19 protein-coding genes are annotated in these 26,797 nt (G+C 62.9%); 12 read left to right on the forward strand and 7 right to left on the reverse strand.

Annotated elements, in window-relative coordinates; all coding sequences use genetic code 11:
- Positions 1-10: 10 nt before the first annotated feature.
- From AC1RR3_RS15030 to pgm, 3 genes are all read right to left on the reverse strand, one after another.
- On the reverse strand, positions 11-763 hold the full coding sequence (locus AC1RR3_RS15030; protein WP_492823831.1) for a GntR family transcriptional regulator: 753 nt from the start codon (positions 761-763) through the stop codon (positions 11-13).
- Between the two features lie 6 nt (positions 764-769).
- On the reverse strand, positions 770-1,819 hold the full coding sequence (locus AC1RR3_RS15035; RefSeq protein WP_492823833.1) for an aromatic ring-hydroxylating dioxygenase subunit alpha: 1,050 nt from the start codon (positions 1,817-1,819) through the stop codon (positions 770-772).
- Positions 1,820-2,111: 292 nt separating this feature from the next.
- Positions 2,112-3,758 (reverse strand): phosphoglucomutase (alpha-D-glucose-1,6-bisphosphate-dependent), encoded by a 1,647-nt coding sequence (gene pgm, locus AC1RR3_RS15040; protein WP_492823835.1) that lies wholly within the window; start codon positions 3,756-3,758, stop codon positions 2,112-2,114.
- Between the two features lie 173 nt (positions 3,759-3,931).
- On the opposite strand from pgm, the gene AC1RR3_RS15045 reads away from it, so the two are divergent.
- Positions 3,932-5,065 (forward strand): alpha/beta hydrolase family protein, encoded by a 1,134-nt coding sequence (locus tag AC1RR3_RS15045; RefSeq protein ID WP_492823837.1) that lies wholly within the window; start codon positions 3,932-3,934, stop codon positions 5,063-5,065.
- Between the two features lie 96 nt (positions 5,066-5,161).
- Positions 5,162-5,965, forward strand: a complete 804-nt coding sequence (locus tag AC1RR3_RS15050; RefSeq protein WP_492823839.1) for a lytic transglycosylase domain-containing protein — start codon at positions 5,162-5,164, stop codon at positions 5,963-5,965.
- 277 nt (positions 5,966-6,242) lie between these two features.
- Here AC1RR3_RS15050 and AC1RR3_RS15055 read toward each other — a convergent pair whose 3' ends face one another.
- Positions 6,243-7,058, reverse strand: a complete 816-nt coding sequence (locus tag AC1RR3_RS15055; protein ID WP_492823841.1) for a winged helix-turn-helix domain-containing protein — start codon at positions 7,056-7,058, stop codon at positions 6,243-6,245.
- 296 nt (positions 7,059-7,354) lie between these two features.
- Between AC1RR3_RS15055 and AC1RR3_RS15060 the strand changes: the two genes are divergently transcribed.
- Together AC1RR3_RS15060 and AC1RR3_RS15065 are read left to right on the forward strand one after the other, a co-directional pair.
- Positions 7,355-8,512: an acyltransferase family protein gene (locus AC1RR3_RS15060; RefSeq protein WP_492823843.1), complete on the forward strand. Its 1,158-nt coding sequence runs from the start codon at positions 7,355-7,357 to the stop codon at positions 8,510-8,512.
- Between the two features lie 78 nt (positions 8,513-8,590).
- A complete protein-coding gene (locus AC1RR3_RS15065) occupies positions 8,591-9,439 on the forward strand; it encodes an MBL fold metallo-hydrolase (protein WP_492823845.1) in 849 nt (282 codons plus the stop codon).
- Positions 9,440-9,467: 28 nt separating this feature from the next.
- On the opposite strand, the gene AC1RR3_RS15070 is transcribed toward AC1RR3_RS15065, so the two are convergent.
- Positions 9,468-10,352 carry an aldose 1-epimerase family protein gene (locus AC1RR3_RS15070; protein WP_492823847.1) on the reverse strand — a complete coding sequence of 295 codons (885 nt, stop codon included), beginning with the start codon at positions 10,350-10,352 and terminating at the stop codon, positions 9,468-9,470.
- A gap of 328 nt (positions 10,353-10,680) precedes the next feature.
- Here AC1RR3_RS15070 and AC1RR3_RS15075 point away from each other — a divergent pair, with 328 nt between their 5' ends.
- Positions 10,681-12,180 carry a phosphomannomutase/phosphoglucomutase gene (locus tag AC1RR3_RS15075; protein WP_492823849.1) on the forward strand — a complete coding sequence of 500 codons (1,500 nt, stop codon included), beginning with the start codon at positions 10,681-10,683 and terminating at the stop codon, positions 12,178-12,180.
- A gap of 60 nt (positions 12,181-12,240) precedes the next feature.
- Here the strand turns inward: AC1RR3_RS15075 and AC1RR3_RS15080 are convergent, their stop codons facing one another.
- Entirely contained in the window at positions 12,241-13,653 is a 1,413-nt protein-coding gene (locus AC1RR3_RS15080; protein ID WP_492823851.1) for a mannose-1-phosphate guanylyltransferase/mannose-6-phosphate isomerase, read from the reverse strand.
- Positions 13,654-13,700: 47 nt separating this feature from the next.
- Positions 13,701-13,859 (reverse strand): hypothetical protein, encoded by a 159-nt coding sequence (locus tag AC1RR3_RS15085; protein ID WP_492823853.1) that lies wholly within the window; start codon positions 13,857-13,859, stop codon positions 13,701-13,703.
- Between the two features lie 505 nt (positions 13,860-14,364).
- On the opposite strand from AC1RR3_RS15085, the gene AC1RR3_RS15090 reads away from it, so the two are divergent.
- The 7 genes from AC1RR3_RS15090 (at position 14,365) to AC1RR3_RS15120 (ending at position 26,797) form a co-directional block, all read left to right on the forward strand.
- On the forward strand, positions 14,365-15,468 hold the full coding sequence (locus AC1RR3_RS15090; RefSeq protein ID WP_492823855.1) for a glycosyltransferase family 4 protein: 1,104 nt from the start codon (positions 14,365-14,367) through the stop codon (positions 15,466-15,468).
- A gap of 209 nt (positions 15,469-15,677) precedes the next feature.
- Positions 15,678-16,856 (forward strand): glycosyltransferase, encoded by a 1,179-nt coding sequence (locus tag AC1RR3_RS15095; RefSeq protein WP_492823857.1) that lies wholly within the window; start codon positions 15,678-15,680, stop codon positions 16,854-16,856.
- Positions 16,857-16,959: 103 nt separating this feature from the next.
- On the forward strand, positions 16,960-18,294 hold the full coding sequence (locus AC1RR3_RS15100) for a cellulase family glycosylhydrolase (RefSeq protein ID WP_492823859.1): 1,335 nt from the start codon (positions 16,960-16,962) through the stop codon (positions 18,292-18,294).
- Positions 18,295-18,325: 31 nt separating this feature from the next.
- Positions 18,326-19,600: a glycosyltransferase family 4 protein gene (locus tag AC1RR3_RS15105; RefSeq protein WP_492823861.1), complete on the forward strand. Its 1,275-nt coding sequence runs from the start codon at positions 18,326-18,328 to the stop codon at positions 19,598-19,600.
- Positions 19,597-20,988 (forward strand): hypothetical protein, encoded by a 1,392-nt coding sequence (locus AC1RR3_RS15110; protein WP_492823863.1) that lies wholly within the window; start codon positions 19,597-19,599, stop codon positions 20,986-20,988. Before AC1RR3_RS15105 ends, AC1RR3_RS15110 begins: the two co-directional genes overlap by 4 nt.
- 531 nt (positions 20,989-21,519) lie before the next feature.
- Positions 21,520-25,431, forward strand: coding sequence for an RHS repeat protein (locus AC1RR3_RS15115; RefSeq protein WP_492823865.1), 3,912 nt, complete (start codon positions 21,520-21,522; stop codon positions 25,429-25,431).
- A gap of 244 nt (positions 25,432-25,675) precedes the next feature.
- Entirely contained in the window at positions 25,676-26,797 is a 1,122-nt protein-coding gene (locus tag AC1RR3_RS15120) for an acyltransferase family protein (protein ID WP_492823867.1), read from the forward strand.

The raw sequence follows: 26,797 nt of genomic DNA on the forward strand, positions 1-26,797 counted from the left end.
GTGACTGCCCTCAATCGGTTGCGGTCTTGATCAGCGCGAGCGCCGGCAAGAGGTCGAGATGGGTGCGGTTGCGCAGTGCGAGCCGCAAATTGCGCACGGCGAGCCGCGCGTGCTCGCGCATCACGGCCTCGGCGCGCGCGCCTTCGCGGTTCTCGATCGCGTCGATCACGACGCGATGATGCTCCTGCCCGATGATCAGGATCTGCTGCGCCTCGGGCAGCGCCGATTGCGCCATCACAAAACCGCTTGGGGAAGCAAACGGCAACGCCGAGGCACGGTCGATCTGACGGATCAAAGGCGGGCTGCGCGACAATTCGGTGAGGAGTGCGTGAAAGCGCGCGTTCAGCGTGACATAGGACGAGAAGGCATCGACCGAGATCGGCACCTGGCGCAGCAGCTCGTCGATCGCGGCAAGGCATTCCTTCAGCGACTCGAGCTCGCGCGCGGACACGCCGCGCTCGGCGGCAAAGCGCGCGGCGAGGCCTTCCAGTGTGCCGCGCAGCTCGATGGAATCGGAGATGTCGCGCTCGGAGAACGCCTTCACCATGAAGCCGCCGGAGGGGATGGCTTCCAGCAGGCCCTCCTCCTCCAGCCGCACCAGCGCCATGCGCACCGGCGTGCGCGAGGCGCCGGTGGTCTCCACCGCCTGAAGCTCGGAGATGCGCTCGCCCGGACGCAATGATCCCGACAGGATCTGGTCGCGCAGCGCGAGCTGCGCCTTCACCGTCTGCGAGACGGAGCGATCGACCTCGCGCTCGGCCATGTCGACTTACTCCGCGGCCTGAAGCTGCTGCGGCGTGTTTTCCTTCGCCACCATTCTGTCGATCAGCTTGCGCGTCCACATCGCACCGGCGTCGATGTTGAGATTGTAGAAGATGCGGTCGGGGTTCTCGTCCATCGCGCGCTGCTGCGCTTCGAGGATCAGCTCGTCCTCGTGGAAGATACCGGAGACGCCTTCGCGGATCTCGGTGGTGATGCGCTGCTCGCCGATCTGGTAGTTGCGGACGAAGGCCCAGAAATAGTGGCAGGTCTTCTCGGTCTCGGGCGTGATGGTGTTGAGCACGAAGCCATTGACGCCCTGCGAGCGGTCGCCTTCCGGCGCGCCGGTGCCTGTTGGCGCCACGCCGACGTCGATGGCGATGGTGCAGGGAGCCTCGAAGCGGATGATCTGCCAGCGGTCGACCAGGCCGGACTTGCCGAGTTGTTTCGCCCAGAACGGCGGCGCCTCGATGCCGCGCATCCAGCGCGTCACCGTGACCGTCTTCTCGCCATGGGTGACGTCGAACGGCGCCTCCGCCACGGCGTCGTTGCCGATCGAGGAGCCGTGCACGAAGGTCTCGTGGGTGAGGTCCATGAGATTGTCGAGCACGAGGCGGTAGTCGCAATTGACGCGGATGGTCTTGCCGTCGCCGGCCCAGGCCGGATCGTGATTCCAGTGCATGTCGGGGACCAGCGCGGGATCGGCCAGCGCGGGATCGCCCATCCAGAGCCAGATGTAGCGGTGACGCTCGACCACGGGATAGGCGCGCACGCAGGCCGACGGGTTGATGGTCTCCTGCGAGGGCATGAAGGTGCAGCGGCCCTGCGCGTTGTATTTGAGGCCGTGATAGCCGCAGACGACGGTGTCGCCCTCGAGCCGGCCCTTCGACAGCGGCACCAGGCGATGCCAGCAGGCATCCTCCAGCGCGGTCACAGAGCCATCGGCCTTGCGGTACATCACGACGTGCTTGCCGCAGATCGTCCGCGGCAGCAGCGCCGGCTTCACCTCGGCATCCCAGGCGGCGGCGTACCAGGCGTTCATCGGGAAGGGTTTTGTCACCGGCGATCTCCCAAGGCTTTTGTATGCTCTATGTATACAATAGCGGAGAGACGGAATCGTTCAAGGCCGAATTTGGCGTATTATAATACCTAAATCCGTCGATATGTATACAGACTTAGCCTCGCTGTCATTCCCCGCGAAAGCTGGGAATCCAGCACGCCGTGGCGGTCATTGGTTCACTCAATTGGCGTCACGGCGTACTGGATCACCCGCTTTCGCGGGTGATGACACCTGTTGATACTGCGAGTACCTCCCCCCGGAGGGCAGCGAGAGCAGCGCTTTGGCTCGGCAGCTACGCCCCAAAGACCTTCTTCAGCCCCGCCTGGGCTTCGTCCTGAATCCGCTTCAGGTGCTCGGTGCTGCGGAAGCTTTCGGCGTAGATCTTGTAGACGTCCTCCGTGCCGGACGGCCGCGCGGCGAACCAGCCGAAATCAGTCTCGACCTTGATGCCACCGAACGGCTGGCCGTTGCCGGGCGCCTTGCTCAGCGTCGCGCGAACCGGATCGCCGGCGAGATCCTTCAGGCCGAGCTGCTCGGGCGTGACTGATTTCAAAATGTTCTTCTGTGGCGCGGTGGCGGCGACGTCGATGCGCGCGTAGTGGGGCACCCCTAACTCGGCGGTGAGATCACCGAAGAGCTGGCTGGGGTCGCGGCCGGTCTTCGCCATGATCTCGGCGGCGAGCAGGCCGAGGATGATGCCGTCCTTGTCGGTGGTCCACACCCCGCCATCGCGGCGCAGGAACGAGGCCCCTGCACTCTCCTCGCCGCCGAAGCCGAAGCCGCCCGTGAGGAGGCCGTCGACGAACCATTTGAAGCCGACCGGCGTCTCCACCAGCTTGCGGCCGAGCTTTTTGGCGACGCGGTCGATGATCGAGCTCGACACCACGGTCTTGCCGATCGCGGCGTCCTTGCCCCAGTTCGGGCGGTGCGCGAACAGATAGGAGGTCGCGGTGGCCAGATAGTGGTTGGGGTTCATCAGCCCGCCGGTGCGCGTGACGATGCCGTGGCGGTCGGCATCGGTGTCGTTGGCGAAGGCGACGTCGAAGCGGTCGCGCATCGCGATCAGGCTCGCCATCGCGTAGGGCGAGGAGCAGTCCATGCGGATCTTGCCGTCCCAGTCGACTGTCATGAAGCGGAAGGTCGGATCGATCGCCTCGTTCACGACAGTGGCCTTCAGGCCATAGCGCGCGATGATCGGATGCCAGTAGTGCACGGCGGCGCCGCCGAGCGGATCGATGCCGATATTGATGCCGGCCGATTTGACGAGATCGAGATCGACGACATTGCCGAGATCGGCGACGTAGGGCGTAATGAAGTCGTAGGCGTGGACGTTCGCGGACTTACGCGCCTTGGCATAGTCGATACGCTTCACGCCCTTGAGGCCGTCGGCGAGATAGGCGTTGGCGCGCTTCTCGACGATGCCGGTGACGTCGGTGTCGGCCGGCCCGCCATGCGGCGGGTTGTATTTGTAGCCGCCGTCCTCCGGCGGATTGTGCGACGGCGTGACGACGACGCCGTCGGCAAGGCCGCCAGTGCGGCCCTTGTTGTAGGTCAGGATCGCGTGCGAGATCACAGGCGTCGGCGTGTAGCCACCGTCCTTGTCGATCATGATGTCGACGCCGTTGGCCGCGAACACCTCGACGGCGCTCACCAGCGCCGGCTCGGCCAGCGCATGGGTATCGATGCCGATGAAGAGCGGGCCGGTCAGCCCCTTTTCCTGTCGGTAGTCACAAATGGCCTGCGTGGTCGCGAGGATGTGGCCCTCGTTGAACGTGTTCTTGAGCGAAGTGCCGCGATGGCCGGAGGTGCCGAACGCCACCCGCTGCGCGGGGTCCGCAACATCGGGCTTGCCGGCGAAATAGGCCGTCACCAGCCGCGGAATGTCGGTGAGCGCGTCCGGCGAGACCAATTTACCCGCCGCGGGATGAACATCAGCCACTGAAAGATCCTCGTTCTGTCGCAGAGATTGCGGAGCAGCATAGCATCGGCCGGGCATCCGCCAAGGGCACAACACAGCTGATGGGGATGGCGTTCCTTGGGCCGACCGCGACGGGGGTTGTAACCCGGGATCGTGCTATGCTCCGCCACCATCGAGGCTTTTCGAATCGTCCCATGATCCTCCCGCGCAAGCTGCTTCTGCTGATCGCCGGCCTCATCCTGGCCAGCGCGCCGGCGCGCGCTGCGGAGTTCTATACCGAGGACCTCCGCATCCCCATGACGGAGGCCGGGCCGCAGGGGCTGGAGGCGTTCCTGGTGCGACCGACGGGGACGCAGCGTTATCCGTTGGCGCTGCTCAGCCATGGCTCGCCGCGCAGTTTCGAGGACCGCGCGACGATGTCGGCGCACAAATATTATGGCATCGCGCTGGAATATGCCCGGCGCGGCTTTGCAGCACTGATCGTGATGCGGCGCGGCTACGGCACTTCGCCCGGCGGGCGCGTCGACAGCGTCGGCGGCTGCGCCAATGCCGCCTATTTGCCTGCGACGGCCGTTGCAGTTGCGGATTTGCGCGCAGCGATCGATGCGATGGGACGCAGGTCCGACGTCACGACATCAGGCATGATCGCCGCCGGCCATTCCGCCGGCGGCCTCGCCACAGTCGCGCTGACGGCGCAGGCACCTTCCGGTCTCGTCGCCGCGATCAGCTTTGCCGGCGGCCGTGGCTCGCGCGATGACGACGACGTCTGCAACGAGGATGGGCTGGTGCAGGCCTTCGCCAGCTTCGGTAAGACCTCGCGCGTGCCGATGCTGTGGGTCTATGCGACCAATGATCTGTTCTTCGGTCCTGATCTGGCGCGCCGGCTCTATGACGGGTTTCGCGGCAATGGCGGCAACGCGAAGTTCATTGCCGCGCCGCCCTATGGTGACGACGGCCATTATCTCTACTCGGTCGTCGCGCGCCCGCAATGGACGCCGTATCTCGACGCCTTCCTGCGCGAGCGCGGGCTCGGCCACGACATCCTGAGCCCACCCGACCCGCTGCCGCCGCCGGGCCAGCTCAACGAGGCCGCGCGCGCCGAGTTCACGCGCTATCTCGCCAGCACGATGCCGCACAAGGCGTTTGCGGTGTCGCCGAACGGCGGTTACGGCTGGCGTTCGGGCCGGACCACCGCCGACGACGCCCAGCGCGATTCGCTCAGCGCCTGCATGAAATGGTCGCCGACCTGCACGCTCTATGCGGTCGACGACCGGCTGGCCGGACCTGCGCAAAGGACGTTAACGGACCAGAGCGCCCGCGCGCGCTAGCGACACTGCGCCATGGCCTGCCGACCTGCCATCTGCGGGCCACGACCGCGGCGCACGGCAAATTGGTTGTTAACTCGAAAGAGATATCACGGGCCCATGCTGTGGGATCCGGCACACCTCAAGTTCAACACGGCTTGGAGACACGTCGCGATCGTCGTGCTCGGGCTCGCATCGAACTGCGCCCATGCCGGGGATGACGGCTTGAACGACGCGGACACGACGTCGGCCATTTCCAGCAGGAATGCTGACATCGGCGCGGGTGAGACGCCGGCCTCCCGGGCCGAGATCCGGAAAATCATCGAACGAGAAACCGCCAAGACCAGTCTGCCTGCCGACATCGCCGAGGCGGTCGTCTTCGTCGAAAGCGGGTACAACTCGGCCGTCGTCGGCAGCGTCGGCGAGATCGGCCTGATGCAGGTGCGGCCCGAAACCGCGGCGATGCTCGGGTTCCGCGGCAGCAATGCCGAGCTCGCGGAGCCGGATCTCAACATCCATTATGGTGTGCTTTATCTCAGCCGCGCATGGCGCCTGGCCGGTGGTGACCTTTGTCGCGCGCTGATGAAATATCGGGCGGGCCACGGCGAGGAGATCATGACCCCGCGTTCACAAGTCTATTGCAATCGCGCCCGCAACCGCCTTGTCGCAATGAATTCGGCCGCGTTAACGCAAGCTGTGGCCGCGCTGCCTCCGGCACCGCCGCCGGAGGCAGCTGCGACACCGGCCCCGACGACGAAATCAGTCCGAAATCAGAAAGCGCCGACACAGCCCAAGGACGTCTATGCACGCTACCGCCAGGGCACGGCAGCCGCCAGCCGCGCCTATTGGGCCGCGCACGAAGCCCGGATCAGCCTCATTAAAGCGCGTATCGAAGCGAGGTGGAAAAGCGTAGCATCGCGCTGACAAGACCGTTCGCTATTGGGCGGACATCACGACCCTTGACGAGCCTGTCACCGTCGATGGAAAACTGCGGGCGCCTGTTTTTCGCGGCGGACGTAGCAATTGGATCAACAGTTTTTTTTGCGTAAACCCGAATAGAGATCATGCACAACAGTTTGAGAGTTTTATTCGCAATCTTTGCGACCGCCGCCGTGGCCACGTCCACCTTCATCGCCATCCGGCTCGTCGTCGGCTTCAGCGGCTGAACCAGCCGGCGCCGCACCGTCTTGGGCGCACGCGCCTAGAGCCGCTCGCTGAGCGCGAGCTTGTAGCCGACGCCTGTCACCGTCGCGATCACGGGCGTGCCACTGCCGACGAGCTTGCGGCGCAGCCGCGCCACCAGCGCATCGACGGTGCGGATATCGACCTCGGCCTGGCGGTTGCTGACGACCTCGATCAGATAGTCGCGGCTGAGCGGCCTGCCGTCGGCGCCGACCAGCGCCGCGAGCAGATCGAATTCGGCGCGCGTCAGCGACACCGGCTTGCCGTCGCTGCCGAGCAGCTCGCGCCGCGTCAGGTCGATGATCCAGTCGCCGAAGGCGATCGAATTATGGTTGCGCGCCGCCTTGCGATCGATCGAGCGCCGGCGCAGCACGCTGCGCGCGCGCGCGAGCAGGTCGCGCAAATTGATCGGCTTGGTGACATAATGGTCGCCGGCGATCTCGAGGCCGAGGATGCGATCGACGTCGGTGTCGCGGCGGGTCACGAAGATGATGCCGGCGTTGCTGGTCGCCTGGATCTCCTTGGCGAGCTCAAAACCGTCGCCGTCGGGCAATTGCACGTCGAGGAAGACGAGGTCGGCACGCCCGCGCAGCGCCTGGCGGCATTCCGCACAGGAGCCGGCGCCGACCACGTCAAAGTTGTTCTCGCTGAAATAGCCGACCAGCATTGTCCGCGTCACCGGATCGTCCTCGACGACGATCAGCCGCTCACGGCCCGCCGGACGCACGTCCTGACGTCCGGAATCAGCCACGATGTTGGATGTCCTGTGTGCCTGCGGAGCGGCCTGAAAATTCAAGTCGTCGCGCAAGGCGCCGTCCTGTGAACGAACATTCACGACTGGTTCGAGCCCCCGAAATTGCCTGCTGGATACTAGGCGTGTTGTGCTGCCCAAACAATATTGGTCACAGTCTCGAAGTATTAAGTATGAATTGCCCCACAATTCTCATCCCGTGCATCATCATGCCGGCCTGGCCCGCGCGGGTGCCGCAACGCCGGCTCGACACCGCCAATTCCGTACATCCGGCTCCGGATTCAACCGCCGGTTAACGTAAAGAAAGCCTTCGGCTTCGGAAAAGCCGGCCACGCCTCTATGGTCCGCACTCGCGGATGGGAAACCACGGAGCAGGCGTGATGCAGGGGCAAGCCCGGTTGGCTGGAGGTCGAACTGAGGACGGAGCGACGCACCGCAGTCGTTCGCACAGCCTCGACTTCCTGCGCGGGCTCGCCATCGTCGGCGTGATGGCAATTCACGTTTCACAATCTTTTCCGTCGAACATCCATGCCGTCGACTTCGCCCTCATGTGCGGCTGGACCGGCGTCAACGTGTTCTATTTCGTCAGCGCCATGACGATGTGCCTGATGTGGACCCAGCGCAGCGAAACGAACCCGACGCGCAAATTCTACATCCGCCGCTTCATACGCATCGCACCGCTGTTCTGGCTCGCGATCCCGCTCTACCTCGTCATCAACGGCACGGGCCCGAGCTACAACGCACCTGACGGCATCGGGCCGCTCCAGGTGATCCTGACCGCAACCTTCCTGCACGGCTTCTGGCCTGACAGCGTCAACAGCGTGGTGCCGGGCGACTGGTCGATCGCGGCGGAGATGACTTTCTACCTGGTGTTCCCGTTCGTGATCTCGGCCTTCGGATCGCGCCGCTATCTCTATCTCGCACTGGCGATCGCGCTGCATCTCGTCAATGTCTGCCTGTTCAAGCCCTGGGCCTACATGTTGTTCTCGGCCTATTACGGACCCGGCCACGAGGCCTTCGTCTGGAACGCGCTGCATCTCAGCTTCCTGAACCAGCTTCCGGTCTTCCTCGTCGGCTGCGCGCTATTCTTCTCGCTGCGTGACGGCTTTGCCAAATCGGATGCGGCGATCTTCGCCGCCTTCACCGCCCTGTCCTTCATCGCCGATCGCGCGACCGGCTCGCATGAGTTCAACTATCTGATGATCAACCTCGTGCTCGGAGCGGGTGTTGCCGGCTGCATTCGTTTCGCGATCCGCCTGCAACCGCTCGAGGCGCTCGGCCGCAATTCCTACTCGATGTATTTGTCGCATTTCGCGGTGATCTTTGGCCTGCGCCAGATCTGGCCGCTCGCGGATGGACTGGTCTCGCTGCTGATCGCCTATGTGGCCGTCGCTGCGCTCAGCTATCTCGTCGCGCGCGCGACATGGCACCTGGTCGAGCGGCGCGCGCAGGACCTCGCGCATCGGCTGACATCTTCCGGATCAAGCCGCTCCATTATCCAGCCGACGATCGCGGCCCCCGCGACGGGCATGCGCTGACCGCAAGGGCTGATGCGGCTTGCCTCGCCGCCATCTTCGAATCTACTCTTCGGCCGGCTTCATCCTGGAGTAGACGCCATGGAAGTCATATTGCTCGGCACCGGCGGCCCGCGCCCGGACCCGCGCCGCATGGCGACGACCACGCTGATCAGGCTCGGCGAGGAGAACATCCTGTTCGACGCCGGCCGCGGCGTCATGGTGCAGCTCAGCAAGGCGGGCGTGCCGCTCGGCGCCATCAACACGGTCTTTCTCACCCATCATCACTTCGACCATATCGGCGACCTCTACGACGTGATGCTGAATTCGTGGATGCACGGGCGCAAGGACGATCTGCACATCTATGGACCGCCGGATACCGAACGGCTCGTCAACACGCTGGTCACGCAGGTCTACGACAAGGACATCGCCTGGCGCGATCAGGGTGAGCCGACATTCGGCGGCTGGAAGCCGGTGGTCGCAACGGACATCATTCCGGGTCCCGTTCTCGACACCGGACGCTGGAAGATCAGCGCCGAGCTCGTCTCGCATGGCGACGGCCTCGACATGTCGCCGGCGTTTCTCGCGCGCTGGATGTGTCTCGGCTACCGCTTCGAGGCAGAGGGCAAGGTCATCGCGATTTCCGGTGACACGGTCCCCTGCCCCGGTCTCGAGCGGCTGGCTGAGGGCGCCGACCTGCTCGTCCAGGTCTGTTTTCTCGCGACGCCGGAGATCAACAACGAGCATTTGCGCCGGCTTGCGAAATACACGATCGCCTGCGGCGACACCGTCGGCAAGGTCGCCGCCAAGGCCGGCGTCAAAAAGCTCGCACTGACCCATCACCGGCCGCGTACCGACGATGCCATGTTGAACGCGCTGCTCGCGGATGTCCGGAAGGACTATTCGGGTCCCGTCGTGCTCGGCGAGGACCTCACGCGGATCGAGGTCTGAGGGTCATTCGTTCAAAGTCGATCCGGCCTCAGGACGATCCCACCTCGATCCGGTACGACAGCTCCTCTTCCGCGCCGGCCGCGATGTGCATCAGGCCCGGCTTGTCGCTGAACTCGCCGTCGAAATCCTTGGGGCTGGCATAGCCGCGCCAGGGCTCGATGCAGAGGAACGGCGCGCCTGATGGTTTTGACCAGACGCCGAGCTCGCGAAAGCCGCGCCATGACATCTTGAGCCAGGGACCGGCGCCCTGCCCGGCCGCATAGCGGACCGCATGGCTGTTGACGGGATCGAGGATGACGGCGTCGTTGGTGAAAAGCGATTCCGACAGGGGAAGCACGGTGCCCCGGACGGGGCTCGGATCCGTTGCGGCGAGCAACAGTCCACCCTCGACACGGCGAACCGGAGACGGCTCCTCGTCCGTGAACGTCAGCGCGTAGCTCTGTTTCGGCACGCCGGCCTGAAGCGGCCAGTTGAAGGCGGGATGGCCGCCGAGCGACACCGGCAATGTCTCGCTGCCGGTGTTGACGACCGTGAGCGAGAGATCGAGACCGGCGGCGTCAAGCGTGTAGGTGGCCGTGAGCCGGAACGCGAACGGATAGAGCGCGCGCGTCGCTTCGCTGTCCTCGAGCACCAGGGCACAGCTGCTCTCATTGCGCTCCGCCCACGCAAAACGGCTGTCGCGCGCAAAACCGTGCTGGGTCATCCGGTAGGTCTTGCCCCGGTGCCGCATTTCGTCATTGGCGAGGCGCCCGACGATCGGAAACAGCAGCGGCGCATGGCGTTGCCAGGCGGGACCTGCCTGCCAGATGAATTCGGTGCCGCTGCCGTCCGTCAGTGAGCAGAGTTCGGCGCCGTGTGCCTTGATGGTCGCGGTGAGACTGGTGGTACGGAGGGTGTGCGTGTCGTCGATCATGACCATTAAACCTTGAAGTAGCCCCGATATCAGCCGGCGGCTCCCGTGACCAAAATCGCCCGATCCGTCATCCGTTCTCAAGGCATATCCAGGGAGGTGTGTTGCCACGCCGCCAATGGGCATCCCGTGAGGCGCCGTTCCGAGCGGGCCGCAACAGTCTCACGACCCTGATGACAGCTACTGCAAGATGGGGCATCAAATCTATGAGTTTTTCCCCGTTACTAAACTGCCGCAATTATCATCCATAAGGCGCCAATCCCGCCTTCCGCCACGGCCTGACGTTCGCTAAGGCTGCATCAATTCCCGCCAGTTTCACGAGACCGTCTCCATGTTCCCCAAGCCGAAATCCGTCTTGCTGCCCAACACCTACGCCTTCGAATCCGAGCCGATGGTGAAGGCAACGGGTTTCCGCGAATACGACGCGCGCTGGCTGTTCCAGAAGGAAATCAACCTGATGGGTGTGCAGGCGCTCGGCATGGGCCTGGGCGCGCTGATCGCCGAGCTCGGGGTTAGCCAGGAGATCGTGACCGGCCACGATTTCCGCGGCTATTCCGCCTCGATCAAATACGCGCTGATCTCCGGCCTGATGGCGGCCGGCTGCAAGGTTCACGACATCGGGCTTGCGGTGACGCCCATGGCCTATTTTGCGCAGTTCGACCTCGACGTGCCCTGCTGCGCCATGGTCACGGCCTCGCATAACGACAATGGCTGGACCGGCGTGAAGATGGGCGCCAACCGTCCGCTGACCTTCGGCCCTGACGAGATGACGCGACTGAAGGAGATCGTCCTCAACGCCGAATTCAAGAACAAGGCCGGCGGCTCCTACCAGTTCCACGAAAATTATCCGGCGCGCTATATCGCCGACCTCACCAACCGTCCGAAGCTGAAGCGCAAGTTGAAGGTCGTCGCGGCCTGCGGCAACGGCACGGCCGGCGCATTCGCGCCGCAGGTGCTGGAGGCGATCGGCTGCGAGCTGATCCCACTCGACACCGAGCTCGACCACACCTTCCCGAAATACAATCCGAATCCGGAAGACATGGAGATGCTGCACGCGATCCGCGACGCGGTGCTGCAGCACAAGGCCGATGTCGGGCTCGGCTTCGACGGCGACGGCGACCGCTGCGGCGTCGTCGACAATACCGGCGAGGAGATTTTTGCCGACAAGGTCGGCGTGATGCTGGCGCGCGACATGTCGGCGATCCACAAGGACGCGCACTTCATCGTCGACGTGAAATCGACCGGCCTCTTCATTACCGATCCGGTGCTGCAGAAGCAGGGCGCCAGGACCACCTATTGGAAGACCGGCCATTCCTACATGAAGCGCCGCACCCACGAGACAGGCGCGCTCGCCGGCTTCGAGAAGTCGGGCCACTTCTTCTTCAACAAGCCGTATGGACGCGGCTATGACGATGGCCTCGTCTCGGCGCTCGCGATCTGCGACATGCTCGACCGCGCCCCCGGCAAGTCGATGGCGGACCTGAAGAACGCGCTGCCGAAGACCTGGTCGTCGCCGACCATGTCGCCGCATTGCGCCGACGAGGTCAAATACGGCGTCATCGACCAGGTGGTGAAGCATTTCGAGGGCTTGCAAGCCAAGGGTGCCAAGATCGGGGGACAGGCGATCCGCGACCTCGTCACCGTCAATGGTGTCCGCGTCACGGTCGAGGACGGCAGCTGGGGCCTGGTGCGCGCCTCATCCAACAAGCCCGAGCTCGTGGTCGTGGTCGAGAGCCCGGTCTCCGAGCAGCGCATGCACGACATGTTCGAGATGGTGAACAGCGTGCTGCGCACCCATCCCGAAGTCGGCGAGTACAATCAGACGATATAGCCGCGACCGAACAACTCTGGCCGCTGCGTCGTACGCGACCACAAGACGACTACAAGCGGCCTAACTTCGCTTGTAGTCGTCTTCAATCCGGATGATGTCGTCTTCCCCGAGATAGCTTCCAGTCTGGACCTCGATCAGCTCCAGCATGATCTTGCCGGGGTTCTCCATCCGGTGCACCGCGCCCATCGGGATGTAGATAGACTCGTTCTCGTGCACGGTCTTGACGGTCTCGTTGACGGTGACGCGGGCCGCGCCGCGGACCACGATCCAGTGCTCGGCACGATGATGGTGCTTCTGCAGCGACAGCCGCCCGCCCGGCTTCACCACGATGCGCTTGACCTGGTGGCGCTCGCCATTGTCGACCGACTGATAGCTGCCCCAGGGCCGGTGCACCTTGAGATGCTCCTCGGTCACTTTCGGCGCGACCGTCTTCAGCTTCGTCACGAGGCGCTTCAGGCCGTTGGCATCCTTCTGGCGCGAAACCAGCACCGCGTCTGCGGTGGCGACCACGACGAGATCGTCGACGCCTTCGAGCGCGACCAGCGCGGCATCGGTGGTGACGTTGCAATTGCGGGAGTCTTCGAACACGGCGGCGCCGTGCGACGCGTTGCCCTGCGCGTCCTTGTCGGACAGCTCCCACACCGCGTGCCAGGAGCCGACGTCGGACCAGCCGCAGGACACCGGCACCACCGCTGCGCGCGAGGTCTTCTCCATCACCGCATAGTCGATCGAGATCGCCTTGGCGGAGCCGAACGCCTGCGGCTCCAGCGTCACGAAGCCGAGGTCGCGGCCGGCATTGGTGACGGCATCGGCGATCGCCTCCACGCTTGCCGCATCGACCCTGCGGTATTCGTCGAGCAGAACGGTTGCCGGGAACATGAAGTTGCCGCTGTTCCAGAAGTAGCCCGAACTGACGTAATCAGCGGCCTTCACCGCATCCGGCTTCTCGACGAAGCGCGCGACCGCGTGCACCGCGCCTGATATCACCTCGCCCGGGCTGATATAGCCGTATTCGGTCGCCGGCCGTTCCGGCTTGACGCCGAAGGTGACGATGCGCCCGGCGCTGGCGGCAGTGAGGCCCTCACGGCAGGCGGCGACGAAGGCGGCGTTGTCCTGCACGACGTGGTCGGCTGCGAGCGCGAGCACGATCGCATCGCTGGCGCGGTTCTGCGCGAACACCGCGCCGGCTGCGATCGCGGGACCGGAATCGCGGCGCATCGGCTCGAGGATCACGTCGGCCTCGATGCCGATCTCGGCGAGCTGCTCCAGCACCATGAAGCGATAGGATGCGTTGGTGATGACGATCGGGCGGTCGAACAGCGCGGCGTCCGAGACGCGCAGCAGCGTGTCCTGGAAGGTCGAGCGTGTGCCGAACAGCGGCAGGAATTGCTTGGGGCGCACCTCGCGCGAGGCCGGCCACAGCCGCGTGCCGGCACCGCCGCACATGATCAGGGGGATGATTTTTGAGGACATTGGCGAGCTACTCACGCGAGGGGTTATACATGGTGATACTGTCGATATCATTGAACGAAGCGTTCCAGGGTCTCGACGAGCGGCGTCGATGGCGCGAAGCCGATGTCGCGCCGGACGTTCGCGGCGAAAGGGCTGACCGGCTGCTTCGCGGAATGCTCGGTCGAATGCGGCAGGACGTAGTCTGCGCTATACACCGAGTTCGACAAGGCGTAGACGCGATACTCCCGGCCATGCAGGCCGGTTCGAGCACAGTGACAAGACCGTCATAATTGACGCGGTTGCTGGTGATGGGAGCGTCGATCACGCGCATGTCGGGCTGCGCGCCAGATGCACGACGCGGTCGGGCCAGACCTCGTCGAATACAAGCGCTACCGCGCATCAACGGCCGCTCACAAACATGCATTCCGACAAAGCCGGCAGCGCCAGTAACGATCACCGGCCGCAAGAGTATCAACGCATCCATTCGCATAGGAATGCCAGACCAAGACATGAGAGGCAAGTCCAACACGATTGCGACAACCGTCATGACCAAGCGGCTCCGAGCGAGCGCATCGAAATGGACAGGAACATGATGGCATCGTGCATGGCCGCATGCTATCGGCTGCAAATGCTCTAACTTAAGCGTCACATATGCAATACATCGTATGATCGGCGCGACTGCTCAGTCTTAAGGCAAGCGCGGGCGATGACGCGTAGCAAATAGGGTCAGCTTTGAAAGTCTCCATCAACGGTCGGTTCCTGTCACAGTCGCTAACGGGTGTTCAGCGCTACGCCGCCGAAATGGTCAAAGCGATGGATCACCTGCTCACGAACGGGGAGGCCCCACGACAACTCTTGGACGCAGAGTGGAAAATTTTCGTACCGCCCGGCGCGCAAAAGCTGACTGAACTTCGCCACATTCAAATCAAACAAGTCGGAACATTGAAGGGACACGCGTGGGATCAAATCGATTTAGCACGCGCTGCCGCCGGCACGCGTCTCTTGAGCCTCGCCAATTCCGGCCCAGTGCTCCACCGCGACCACCTTGTCGTCATCCACGACGCGCAGGTCTTTCGCAGGCCCGACTTCTTCAACTGGCGATATATGGCAGTCCACCGAACGATGGACCGGCTACTCGCCCGGCACGCAATCGTTGCAACCGTATCGGCCTTTTCCCGCAGAGAACTTGCCGAGGTGTTGAAACTATCGGCAACGGAGATCCCGGTCTTCCCCAACAGCGCAGAACATTTCGCAAAGACGAAGCCAGATCCCGGCATTATTGACCGGCTCGGCGTCCAGTCGCAAAAATTCTTTCTCTACGTAGGCTCGAGGACCAAGAACAAGAATCTTTCTGTCGCGATCCGCGCCCTCCGGTTGCTTGACCGGGCCGACGTTCCTCTGGTCATCGTCGGTGGCGACAACAGCAAGGTATTTCAGGACAATTCGGGCGAAGGCACTTCCGGCCTGCTGCTGGCCGGGCGTCTGACGGACAGTGAGATCGCAGCCCTTTATGCGCATGCGTCGGCATTCGTGTTCCCTTCGCTTTACGAAGGGTTCGGCGTGCCACCGCTCGAAGCCATGATCTTCGGTTGTCCGGTCATCGCCTCAACAGCTGATGCCGTCGTGGAGACGTGCGGTGACGCGGCTGCGTATTTTCGCGCCAACGATGCCGAAGCGCTGAAGCAGCTTATGCTCGAAAGATTGGCGGCCGGCGCAATCTCTGATCAGGAACGCATGAGGCAGCAGGATCGCGTGGCATTCTATTCGTGGACGAAGTCGGCGAAAGCCCTGCTCGATCATCTCGCTGGGCCGGCAAACATCGCCAGCGCCACCTGAAATTCGAAGAAACTCCCTGTCGCGCGCAATGGTTTTGCACAAACAGTTTGCAACTCGCGGCCCCATGCATAGTTCCATGAAAATTTTTTCGGTCTTGCGAGAATCTCCCACCAAAGATCTTGGCGCAAGATCACCACATCCCTGCCCCAATATCGCTACGTATTCGAGGAACTCTGTTCGCATCAGCGAGCTCAGAATGAGGATCCACGATGTCCGGCTCTCCCACGCAGCCCTACGCAAGGCAAACGATGAAGGTGCTGCACGTCGCCGAGACGATCCGCGGCGGAATCGCAAGCTACCTGAACGAGCTGCACCCGGAGCAACAGGCAAGCTTCGGGATCGAGAACGTTCACTACGTGGTGCCCTCCGATCATCGTCATGACCTCGCCGCGATAGATGACAGCCAGATCACGACGTTCGAACGGTCGGGCCGCAGCATTTCCGGGCTGTTTCAGATGCTGCGCGCCAGCATGCAAGCGCTGGATGCCTTTCGGCCGGACGTGGTGCATCTGCACTCCTCGTTTGCAGGTCTGGTGCTTCGCCCCGCGCTGGCGGCCCGTTCCGAAGGGCCGCGTGTGGTCTATTGTCCACACGGATGGGCGTTTTCACGCGAGACCGGCCGCCTCAGTCATCTCGTGACGAGGGCAGCGGAGAATCTTTTAGCGCGCACCTCCGACCGAATCATCTGCATCTCCGGCGACGAGTTCAACGAAGCGGTCCGCGCTGGAATTCCTGCCGAGCGCCTTACCCTCGTCCACAACGGCATATCGAAGAGCCGCACGCCGCACCCCGTCGCGGCAGATTGGACGTCCAAGAAGATCAAGGTCCTGTTCATCGGGCGCCTGGACCGGCAGAAGGGCTTCGATCTCCTGATCGAAGCCGCACGGCTGCTTGAGGACGTCCTGGACGTCCGCATCGTCGGCGCCTCCGTCGTCAATAAGTTCGAAGGCCCTTCCGTCCCAACCAACGTGTCCTTGCTGGGATGGCTGGACCGCCCGACCATCGAGACCCAGCTCGAGGCCGCCGATCTCGTCGTGATCCCGTCACGATGGGAAGCCTTCGGCCTCGTTGCCCTGGAAGCGATGCGCGCAGCCAAGCCGATCCTGGCCTTCCGCAGCGGAGCACTACCCGAGATCGTCGTCGATGGCGTTACCGGCGTGCTTTGCGAGCCCGTCGCCATTCAACCGCTCGTCGAAGGTTTCCGACGAGCGCTCGATCTCGATCTCAAAGTGTTGGGGCAGCGCGGCTACGATCGGTTCAAGCAGCTTTATGACGTTCAGAAGACGCATGGACAATTGCAGCAGGTCTACGCCGAGCTCCTCCAGGACAACCGGACACCGATCGAGGCCGAGGCGGGGTTGCAATCGGATCTCTCCAAGAATTTCTGATGGTCCACGCTTGCCCTCGCAGACGCAGGAGATCGCGATGGCAATGTCATGGACCGGATTTGGTGTCACCGCGAACGCATTACTCTCGAGCATGATCTAGCCGATGACACTGCCACGCATCTTGGTTCGCGATACCCTCCGCCTCACAAGCATCATCATCGCATCCGTTCTTCTGTCGGCCCCTGTCTGTGCTCAGCAAGCTCAACCGCTGGATGCTCGATTCCTGCTCGGTGTCGGCACCCATCAGGGGCTTGGTGGCCCGGTCAGCGCGCGCGGATATGCGCCTTCGGAGAACATCGCCCAGATCAAGCAACTGGGCTTCAACGCCTTCCGCGATGATTTTCCCTGGTCCGATTTCGAGCTGGCTGGACGCCGGATGGGCTTCACTCCGCGGCTCAGTAGGCTCGAGGCGCAAGTCAGGTCCGGCGTCGCCCGCCCCCTCCTCATTCTCGCATTCGGTCATCATCTCGTCCCGAATTCCTCCCCTCCAACGACCGACGAAGCCCGGCAGCGGTTTTCCGACTATGCTGCAGCAGCGGCGCAATCGGTGTTGCCGCAGCATCCGGTGTTCGAACTGTGGAATGAATGGAACCTTGCGGCGAAGAAAGATCCCGCATTCTCACCCGAAAACTATCGGGCGCTTGCCGAGGTCACGCGACCGGCGGTCAAGCGGGTCGCGCCGAATGCACCTTTCTTGATCGGCGCGCTCGGCGACGATCCGGGTTGGACGTGGACGGAGAAGATGCTCCAGACCGGCATTCTCCAATATGCCGACGGCGCATCGATCCATCTGTACAATTTCTGCATGGGACCATCCAAGCGCACCTCGGCTGAGGTCATCGACCGGCTCACGGCGTTTCACCGCCTCGTCGGCCAGGCCAGCGGAAACGTCGACTTCCCTGTCTATGTCACCGAGACCGGCTGGACCACTGCGACCAACAAATGTGGCGTCAGCGAGCAGGCTCAAGCGGACAATACGGCCCAGCTGATCCTGTGGGCGTCGACCGCCGCACGCTGGCTGAAGGGGATGTGGATCTACGAGCTCAAGGACAGTGGGAAGAATCCGTCGGAGCTCGAGGACAATTTCGGCCTCTATCGTTTCGACAATTCGCCGAAGCCGGTTGCCTGCGCGGCTCAGGGAGCCTGGGCCTTCATTCGCTCCAGCCTGGGCGCGGAGCGACGAGAGCTCGCCAGCGGCGTCGTGTCGATCAATGCATCAACGACGTCCGGCGGCAGAGTTGCGGTCTGGTCCGAGACTCCGGACCGGCGCTACGAAATCCGGCTCAAGGGCGATCCGCAAGGTGCAAGCTTTGCAACGCCGTGCGACTCAGCGGCAAGACCTGCCTCCGGCGTCTGGATCCCGGTCTCGAGCACACCGGTCCTGATTGCAGCCAATGACAGTGCCGTTCCCGTCCTGGAGATAAGGCCGGCGCGGTAAACGCAATTTTTGCAGGCATGAGGTTGACGCGATGAAAGTTCTTTTGACGTCCACGCTTTATCCGACGCCTCAGGCCCCGAAGATCGTTGGGGGTGCAGAGATCTTCGCGCGGCGTTTCGCCGAAGGCCTGGTCCAGCGCGGTGACGAGGTGGAGGTGATACGGGCCGCGTCCTCGCCTGGGCAGGCGCGCGAAAGCTGCAACGGCATCAACGTTTATTCCTCGCCGGTGCGGAACATCTATCTGCCCTTCGCCGAGCGGAAGAACCTCGCGCTGCGCAGCATCTGGCACGCCGTCGACGACTGGCAGATGCAAGCCCCGTTGATTGCGGAGCGTGTCCGGGCATTCAAGCCCGACGTATTGCATTCCAACAACTTGTCGGGCCTGACGACCGCGATCTGGCGCGTTGCCGCCCAGCTCGGCGTTCCCGTACTCCATACGCTTCACGACTATTATCTGACCTGTCCGCGCTGCTCTCGCTTTGAGACGGGACGCTCTTGCGAACACACCTGCACGAGCTGCGGAATTCTGACCTTTCACCGCAAACGTGCCACGCATTGGCTCAGCGCCGTAGTCGGCGTGAGTGAACGCGTCCTGTCTATTCATACCGACATGGGCATGTTCGCCGAGACGCCAATTCGCACCGTAATCCGCAATGCTTCGACCGAGCCACCGCGTGCGCCCTATCCGCGTCCGGTCTGCACCACGGAAGTAACGTTCGGATTCATCGGCCGTCTCACGGAGGAAAAGGGCATCGAGAATCTGATGCGGGCGCTTGCTCTGCTGCCCCGTGACCGCATTCGGATGTTGATCGCAGGTCGTGTTAGCGACGAGGAGAAACGACGCCTCAGGGCGCTCGCGCCGGATGCGCGAATCGAGTTCATGGGCTTCGTGGTGCCGGATGATTTCTACAAGCAGGTCGACGTGGTGGTCGCCCCATCAATCTGGCACGATCCCGGCCCGCTCGTCGTCGCAGACGCCAAGGCCGCCGGCAGGCCGCTGCTCGGGACGCGCTTTGGCGGCATGCCTGAAGTCATTGAGCACGGCGTGACCGGCTGGCTCACCGAAGCCGATCCGCAATCCCTGGCCAAGAGCATGCTCGCAGTCGCGGCGGATCCACAGAAGATCGACGAGATCAGCCGGCGCCTCATCGCAGATACCAACAAGTGGATTTTTGCCGACGTGCTGTCTTCATACAAGAACCTGTATGAACAATTGCGTCAACAGCGGATGTCCCGCCTGCATGCCGCGACGGCGGAGGCGCCGCAAGGACCGACGGTGGGCAAGGAACGCCTCATTCCGAGATGACACGCCTCTTCGCGATCGCGGGCTATTTCTATCAGAGCGCCGCGGCGATCGTCCTGATCTTCGCGATCAGCCATCTGCTGCCTGCGGCCGACTACACCAACTTCTCCCTCGCACTCGCCTCGAGCCAATTGCTCTGCGTCCTGACGTTCGAGTGGCTCCAGCTCGCCGGGCTGCGCTTTCTGGCCGCCGCCCGGGAGAACGAAACGCCCCGGCTGAGATGGTCGCTGTTTGCAGCGGGTCTGACGAGTGCCGGAGCACTCATCGTGGTCGGGAGCTGTGCCTCTCTGGCCAGCGCTCTTCCGACCGGGATCATCGCGCTTGGCCTCGGCATATCCGTCCTTCAGGGCTTGGCCGACCTCTATTTCCTCTCGGTGCGTCTGTCTGACCGGCTGGGCGTCGCGTCTCTTCTTCTTGCGCTGCGCGCCACCGCGCTTTTGACCGGGGCCGCTGCTGGAGGTGTGATTTCAGGAACGGCCGAAGCTGCGCTATCAGGGATCGCGTCGGGGCACGCTCTGGGCCTCCTCGCCGCGCTGGTCGCCTATCGCACGCCATTGGAGCGCGTGTCGCTGCGCACGACGCTCGCTGACTGGAAGGAGTTCTCCCGCTACGGCATGCTCGCGGCGGGCGCGTCGGTCATCCATCTGTCGGTGCCGGTGCTGCTTCGTGTCATTGTCATTGGCCGGTTGGGTGCGACGGGGGCCGGGGCCGGATTTTCGATCGCGCTCGATTTGCTGCAACGTCCCTTCTGGGTGCTCAACGCGGCCATCCACACTGTGAGCTATCCCGAGGTGGTCAACGACTTCGAAAATGGGACCGTCGCAAAATCGGTCCAATCGGCCCGGCGGATGTTCGAATTCATGATCTGCACGACCCTGGTGCTGCTCGGCGGTCTGGTCGGCTTCATCCCGGATGCAGCCCGTATCCTGGTCCCGCAGGAGAGCCTCGCTGGATTCCTCGAGACGGCGCCCACGGTCGCCGCCTTCTATTTCCTGCATACCCATCTGCAGGCGACCATCGCGGTCGTTCCCCATCTGGAGAAGCTTGCGACCAGGCTCGTCGTCGTCGCGGCCAGCCAGCTTGCGATCGTCGTGGCCTCGTCCCTGGTCGCGGTGCTGGCCGGACTGTCGCCGCGAGGGGCGGTCGGCTGCGCCGCGGCCGCAACGCTCGCCACGATTCTGGTCGCCCTCGGCCCGACCCTGCGATTCGAGGCATTCCCGCGCTGGTCGCTGGTCATGCAGGCGCTGGTGGCCGCGATCCTGATCGGATCGCTCGGCTCCATGCCAACGGAGCCGGCGGCATGGCTTGCCGGCAAGATCGCAATCGCTGCGATCGCAACGGCCACGATCGGCTGGCGCGGGGACTTTCTCATGTTGGCGCGCCGCGGCTGACTCCGCCGGTCTCCGGCTCTGACGCGGAACCGCCGGTCACCCCTGTCATGTCAAGCGGCGGTTTGCGCCATGCCTGAGCATGACACAACCATGACGATAAAATTACTCCATCTACCCGCCTACAGAAAAGGCAGATGCACCCGCCTCGTGCAGTCGGACGAATGAGATTGCATAAGAGGCGGGATAATTCGACGCGAACAGCAGACAGGACGACAACGTTATCCCCCAATTGTGCTGCGAGCAGGTTGCACCGCTCGGCCAAAGTCCGATGCGTGGAGCGAAAGTCGCGCGAACTGCGCATTCATTCAGCAGCGCAGAGCGTGGAAATCTCGAAAGCGCCTTCCTCACGCCATCGTACGCCGGCATCAGATCGATATTGTGCTGCACATGAGCAAGCCTGTTCCTGCACAAGGAACCCCGCTTCGCCAGCGATTTGTAGCTTCGATTTTTATCTGAAATTCACACTCGACAGAGAAGACTGAACGCAAATCCCTGCGAGCAATTTTGCTCGCGCTGAAATTCGAGTGTGAAATGTCGTCAGATCAAACCGTCCTTTCCGCCAGCGGCTTCATCAACTCCATCGGCGTCAATACGCATGCCGGCTTCGGGTGGACCGACTACAACAACCTCGCCATGATGGTCGATGACCTCAAGTATCTCGGCGTCACCCATCTCCGCGACGCGATGGGAACCAGCCCGGCTGCGCAACCTGTCATCGAGGGTCTGGCCGCCGCCGGCTACAAGTTCGACTTCCTGGTGTCGTCCGCCCTGCCCCAGACCGGCACGACCGGACTGCAGAACTACATCGTGTCGCTCGAGAAATTCGTGGCGAGCCATCCGGGCAGCATCAGCGCCATCGAGGGACTCAACGAGGCCAATCACCAGCCATTCAGCTACAACGGTAGCTCGAGCCTCACGGCCGCCGCTCAGTTCCAGAGTGCGCTCTATCAGGCCGTCAATGCCGATGCCGCGCTCGCCAGCATCCCCGTCTACAATCTGTCATTGGCCTACAACGATCCCCAGGGTTACAGCCAGCTCGGCAACATGTCGGGCTCGGTCGACTACGCCAACGCGCACGCCTATGTCAGCACCAGCCTGACACCCAGCAGCTCACTTGCGGCAACACTGAGCGCCGTCTCGACCGCGGCACCAGGAAAGCCCGTCGTCATCACGGAAACCGGCTACACCACGCAAGCCAACACCCAATATCTCGGTGTCAACGAGACGGTGCAGGCCAAGTCGATCCTGAACACCCTGGTCGATGCCTACAAGGCCGGCGTGAGCGCGACTTATCTGTACGAATTGTTCGACCGCGACTCGTCCGCGAGCAACACCAATCCCGAAGCCAATTTCGGACTGTTCAATTCCGACGGGACGCCCAAGCTCGCCGCGACCGCGATCCACAACTTGACGACCATTCTGGCCGATGACGGCAAGGGTAGTCAGCAGCCTACTGATCCGTTGAACTACACCCTGAGCAACATGCCGGCCTCGGGCAACAGCATGGTGCTCGGCAAGAGCAACGGTGCCTACGAGTTGGTCGTGTGGGCCGAGCCGAAACTCTGGAACGACGCCACCGATACCGAAGTCGCCAACACGGCCCAGACGGTCACGGTGAACCTCGGCGCCGTGCACCATACGGTGAAGGTTTACGATACGCTGACGGGAACCACGGCGATCGCCAGCTACACCGACGTCAGCACGATCACCATTCCGGTCAGCGATCACCCGCTGATCATCGAGATCGATGCGCCTGCCACCACCGGAACTCCGCCGGACACAAGGACCAGTGTCAGCGGTACGGCTGCCGAGATCGTACCGCAACTGTCCGACCTCAGCACGTCGACGGCGCTGCAGACCATCACGCTGACCGACTCGCACGTCCTGCCGGTCGCCTCGACGGCGACCATGGATTACATCATCGCTCATTACGGCAGCGCCCTCTCCAAGATCCAGGACGGATACTCGTTCTCGGTGACGAACTCGGCCGCGACCTGGACCAACACGAAGACTTACGACGCGAGCGGAAAGCTCCTCTCGAAGTCTGACACCGGCCTCAATTCAAGCGGGCAGCCGACCTCGACCACCGTCGTCTACACCGATGGTTCCCAGGACCTGATCAGCTACACCGCCGGTGTGAAGACGAAATTCGTTCATATCGGCACCGACGCAACCAGGACCACCGACACCTACAACACGGCCGGAACTCTTCTGAACGAAGTCGTCCAGAAGTCCGATGGCTATTACTCCACCACGCTCTATACGAGCGGCGTGAAGACCGCCGCCTACGTCAAGAATGCCGATCATTCCCAGGACAACTATACCTACAACATCAAGGGACAGACCTACACGACCCAGGTCCAGCATCTTGATTCGACGGGGAAGGTCACTTCGGTGACCCGTACCCATGCCGACGGTTCGCTGGATTCGACCCAGGTCTTCAACAGCGACGGCAGCAGCGTGATCACCACGTACAGCGCCACGGGGGTCAAGCTGGTCGAGACGACCTATCATGCCGACCACAGCAAGGACGTCTGGACTTACAACATCAAGGGCCAGACCTACACGACCGAGCACGACGTCTATGACGCGACCGGCTTCCTCACCACGCTGACGCGCCTGCACAGCGACGGCAGCCCCGCCTTCAAGCTGGTCCAGACGGCCGACGGCACCAAGACGACCGATTGGTACAATGCCGCCGGCAGCCTCACCAGCGAGGTCGTTCAGAAGGCCGACGGCTTTACCTCGACCACGCTCTACAGCAACGGCGTCAAGACCAACGCCTATGTCAAGAATGCCGACGGTAGCCAGGACAATTACGCCTATGGCGTCACCGGCCAGAGCTACACCACGCTGATCCAGCACGTCGATCCGTCCGGCAAGGTCACGGCCGTGACCCGCAAGCATGCCGACGGCACGCTAGACTATACGCAGGTCATCAATGCCGACGGCAGCAGCGTCGTCACCAATTACGATGCCGCGGGAGCGCGGACGAGGGAAACCGACACTCGCGCCGACGGCAGCAAGGATGTCTTCCTCTTCAACATCACCGGTCAGAACTACACCAGCGAGCACGACATCTACGATACGACCGGCTTCCTCACCACGCTGGTGCGCAGCCACGCCGACGGCAGCCTCGCCTTCCGGCTGGTGCAGAGCAGCGACGGGATCAAGACGACGGACTGGTACGACGCCAGCGGCGTTCTCACCAGCGAGGTCCTTCAGAAGCCGAGCGGCTACAATGCGACGACGGTGTACACCAGCGGAGTTAAAACCGCGCTCTACATCACCAATGCCGATCAGAGCCACGACAATTACAGCTACAACATCACCGGCCAGAGCTATACGACGCAGCATCAGCACCTCGACCCATCCGGAAACACGACCGAGGTTGTCCGTTCCCATGCCGACGGCTCGCTCGACTACACCCAGGTAATCAACAGCGACGGCAGCAGCGTCGTCACCAACTACGATGCATCCGGCATCAAGACGACGGAAACCGACTATCACGCCAACGGTTCGAAGGACGTGTTCCTGTTCAACATCGTCGGCCAGACCTATACGACCGAGCACGACGCTTACGATACGACGGGCTTCCTCACCAGCATCGTGCGCACCCATGCCGACAACAGCCTGGCCTTCACGCTGGCGCAGACCGCCGACGGCACCAAGACCTCGGACTGGTATGATTCCAAGGGGGTCCTGACCAGCGAGGTCACGACGAAGCTCGACGGCTACAGTTCGACGACCGTCTATACCGGCGGCGTGAAAACCGCCGCCTACATCAAGAACGCCGACGGCACATCCGACAATTGGGGCTTCAACATCACCGGACAATCCTACACCACCCAGCATCAGCACCTCGATGCATCCGGGAACATCGTGGCCCTCACCCGGACCCACGCCGACGGCACGCTGGACTACACCCAAATCGTCAACAATGACGGCAGCAAGCTGACCGACATCTACGACAGCTCCGGCACCAAGACCCAGGAGGTCGCCAACAACGCCGACGGCAGCAAGGACGTCTTCCTGTTCAACTTCAACGGACAGACCGGCACGACGCAGCACGAGCACTACAATGCGGCCAGCGCGCTGCAGTACTTCGACGACACCAAGACCGACGGCACGCACAACGTCACGGCCGTCGCGAGCGGCGTGACCATCCAGGGCGGGGCCGGCAACGACGTGTTCTCGACGGCGCCAGGCTCGACGACCGTCGCCTACGATCACGGCCAGGACCAGATCCTGAACTTCCATGCCGGCGATGCCACCAATCACGACACGATCGCGATCTCGAAACTGCTGGCTGCGGACTACGGCCATCTGCAGATCACGCAGTCCGGCAACAACGCCGTCATCACGCTGTCGGAGAGCGATTCGATCCTGCTGAAGAACGTCTATGTGAGCAGCCTGACGAGCCACGACTTCGTGTTCGTCTGATCGCCGCAGATCGTCATGCGGGACCGGCCAAGGCAGGCCCCTGCCTTGTAAATTAGCTAGGCGCCTGCCTCACCGAGAGGCAGGCGCCTGCGCTTTGATGATTCAGTTTTGTGCGAAGCTGGCCAGGTCCGCCATTCCAAGCGAGCTGATCTGCAACTGCGCCGTGTCGGTCGATCGGACGCAGCGAACTTGCGTCACAATTGATCTCTAGAAGGAGCCACCGCCGCAAGGAATTCGACGCCCGATGGAAGTCAGTGAAGCAAGACGTTTTGTCGTTCTCGACTTCTACCGCTTCGTTGCCGCGCTCGGCGTTTTCATCTTCCATCTGAAGACCATTGATCAGGGCATCTCGCCGGCCTGGAACGGGTCCTATGGCCTTTTCGTCGACATGTTCTTCATCTTGTCGGGCTTCGTGATCTCATATTCCTATCCGTCGGACGCACGTGGCGTGCGCGGCTACTCCCGCTTCATGATCCGCCGCATTGCGCGGATCTATCCCCTGCATCTGCTGAGCCTGCTCATCTTCGTGCTGCTCATCGGCGTCGGCCTGGAGCGCACGGCAAGGTCGACCCCGCTAGACTTCCTGTACAACCTCTTTCTGGTCCAGGCTTGGGGCGTCAGCGATCACCTCAGCTTCAACTCGCCGTCCTGGTCGATCAGCGCCGAATTCTTCTGCTATCTGATCTTTCCGCTGCTGATGCTGCTCGCCCGCAAGGTCAAGCCGGTGGTGCTGGCAGCGATCGTCGCGGTTCTCTATCTGGTCCTGGCGCATGGCCATCTGCCGATCTGGCAGGAACGATCGCAGATGTACGGGGCCAATTACGACTACGGCATGCTCCGTGCGCTGCCGAGCTTCCTGAACGGCATTCTGCTCGCCATTCTGTTCCGCCTGTCGCCGCCTTACCGGGACAAGCGGGTCGTGTTCGCCGGCATCGCCATGTTCGCCGTCTCCGTGCTCGTGCTCAACGTCTTCGCCAAGCCAGATCTGGCCATTCTGCTGTTCTCCGGCGCCATCCTCCTCACCGCTGTGGGCGAAAGCGCCTTCGCCAAAGTCCCGGGCGCGCGGCTGCTCGGACGGCTCGGCAACACGTCATATGCAATCTACATGCTGCACGATGCCGTTCTCATCGGTGCGTTCAAGCCGTTGTGGACCGCACTCGGACTGCGCACGGACCAGTTCGGCCTGTTCGCCCTGGCCTGCTGCGCGGTGCTGACGATCATCGCAGATCGCACCTACGCCTATTTCGAAAACCCCACGCGGCGCCTGATCAATCGCTGGGCCGACGCCGGATCCATGCCCGCACGCAAGGCTCAGCCCGTCGAAACACCACTGCGTTTCGACAACACGGAGCAGGCAACCAACTGA

The organism is Bradyrhizobium sp. GW821-FHT13H05 (assembly GCF_058804065.1).

Coding starts and splice junctions, on each gene's coding strand:
- AC1RR3_RS15075 (WP_492823849.1), top strand. CDS start 10,681: ATGTTCCCCAAGCCGAAATCCGTCTTGCTGCCCAACACCTACGCCTTC.
- AC1RR3_RS15060 (WP_492823843.1), top strand. CDS start 7,355: ATGCAGGGGCAAGCCCGGTTGGCTGGAGGTCGAACTGAGGACGGAGCG.
- AC1RR3_RS15115 (WP_492823865.1), top strand. CDS start 21,520: ATGTCGTCAGATCAAACCGTCCTTTCCGCCAGCGGCTTCATCAACTCC.
- AC1RR3_RS15050 (WP_492823839.1), top strand. CDS start 5,162: ATGCTGTGGGATCCGGCACACCTCAAGTTCAACACGGCTTGGAGACAC.
- AC1RR3_RS15065 (WP_492823845.1), top strand. CDS start 8,591: ATGGAAGTCATATTGCTCGGCACCGGCGGCCCGCGCCCGGACCCGCGC.
- AC1RR3_RS15110 (WP_492823863.1), top strand. CDS start 19,597: ATGACACGCCTCTTCGCGATCGCGGGCTATTTCTATCAGAGCGCCGCG.
- AC1RR3_RS15120 (WP_492823867.1), top strand. CDS start 25,676: ATGGAAGTCAGTGAAGCAAGACGTTTTGTCGTTCTCGACTTCTACCGC.
- AC1RR3_RS15070 (WP_492823847.1), bottom strand. CDS start 10,352: ATGATCGACGACACGCACACCCTCCGTACCACCAGTCTCACCGCGACC.
- AC1RR3_RS15105 (WP_492823861.1), top strand. CDS start 18,326: ATGAAAGTTCTTTTGACGTCCACGCTTTATCCGACGCCTCAGGCCCCG.
- AC1RR3_RS15080 (WP_492823851.1), bottom strand. CDS start 13,653: ATGTCCTCAAAAATCATCCCCCTGATCATGTGCGGCGGTGCCGGCACG.
- AC1RR3_RS15045 (WP_492823837.1), top strand. CDS start 3,932: ATGATCCTCCCGCGCAAGCTGCTTCTGCTGATCGCCGGCCTCATCCTG.
- AC1RR3_RS15100 (WP_492823859.1), top strand. CDS start 16,960: ATGACACTGCCACGCATCTTGGTTCGCGATACCCTCCGCCTCACAAGC.
- AC1RR3_RS15030 (WP_492823831.1), bottom strand. CDS start 763: ATGGCCGAGCGCGAGGTCGATCGCTCCGTCTCGCAGACGGTGAAGGCG.
- AC1RR3_RS15095 (WP_492823857.1), top strand. CDS start 15,678: ATGTCCGGCTCTCCCACGCAGCCCTACGCAAGGCAAACGATGAAGGTG.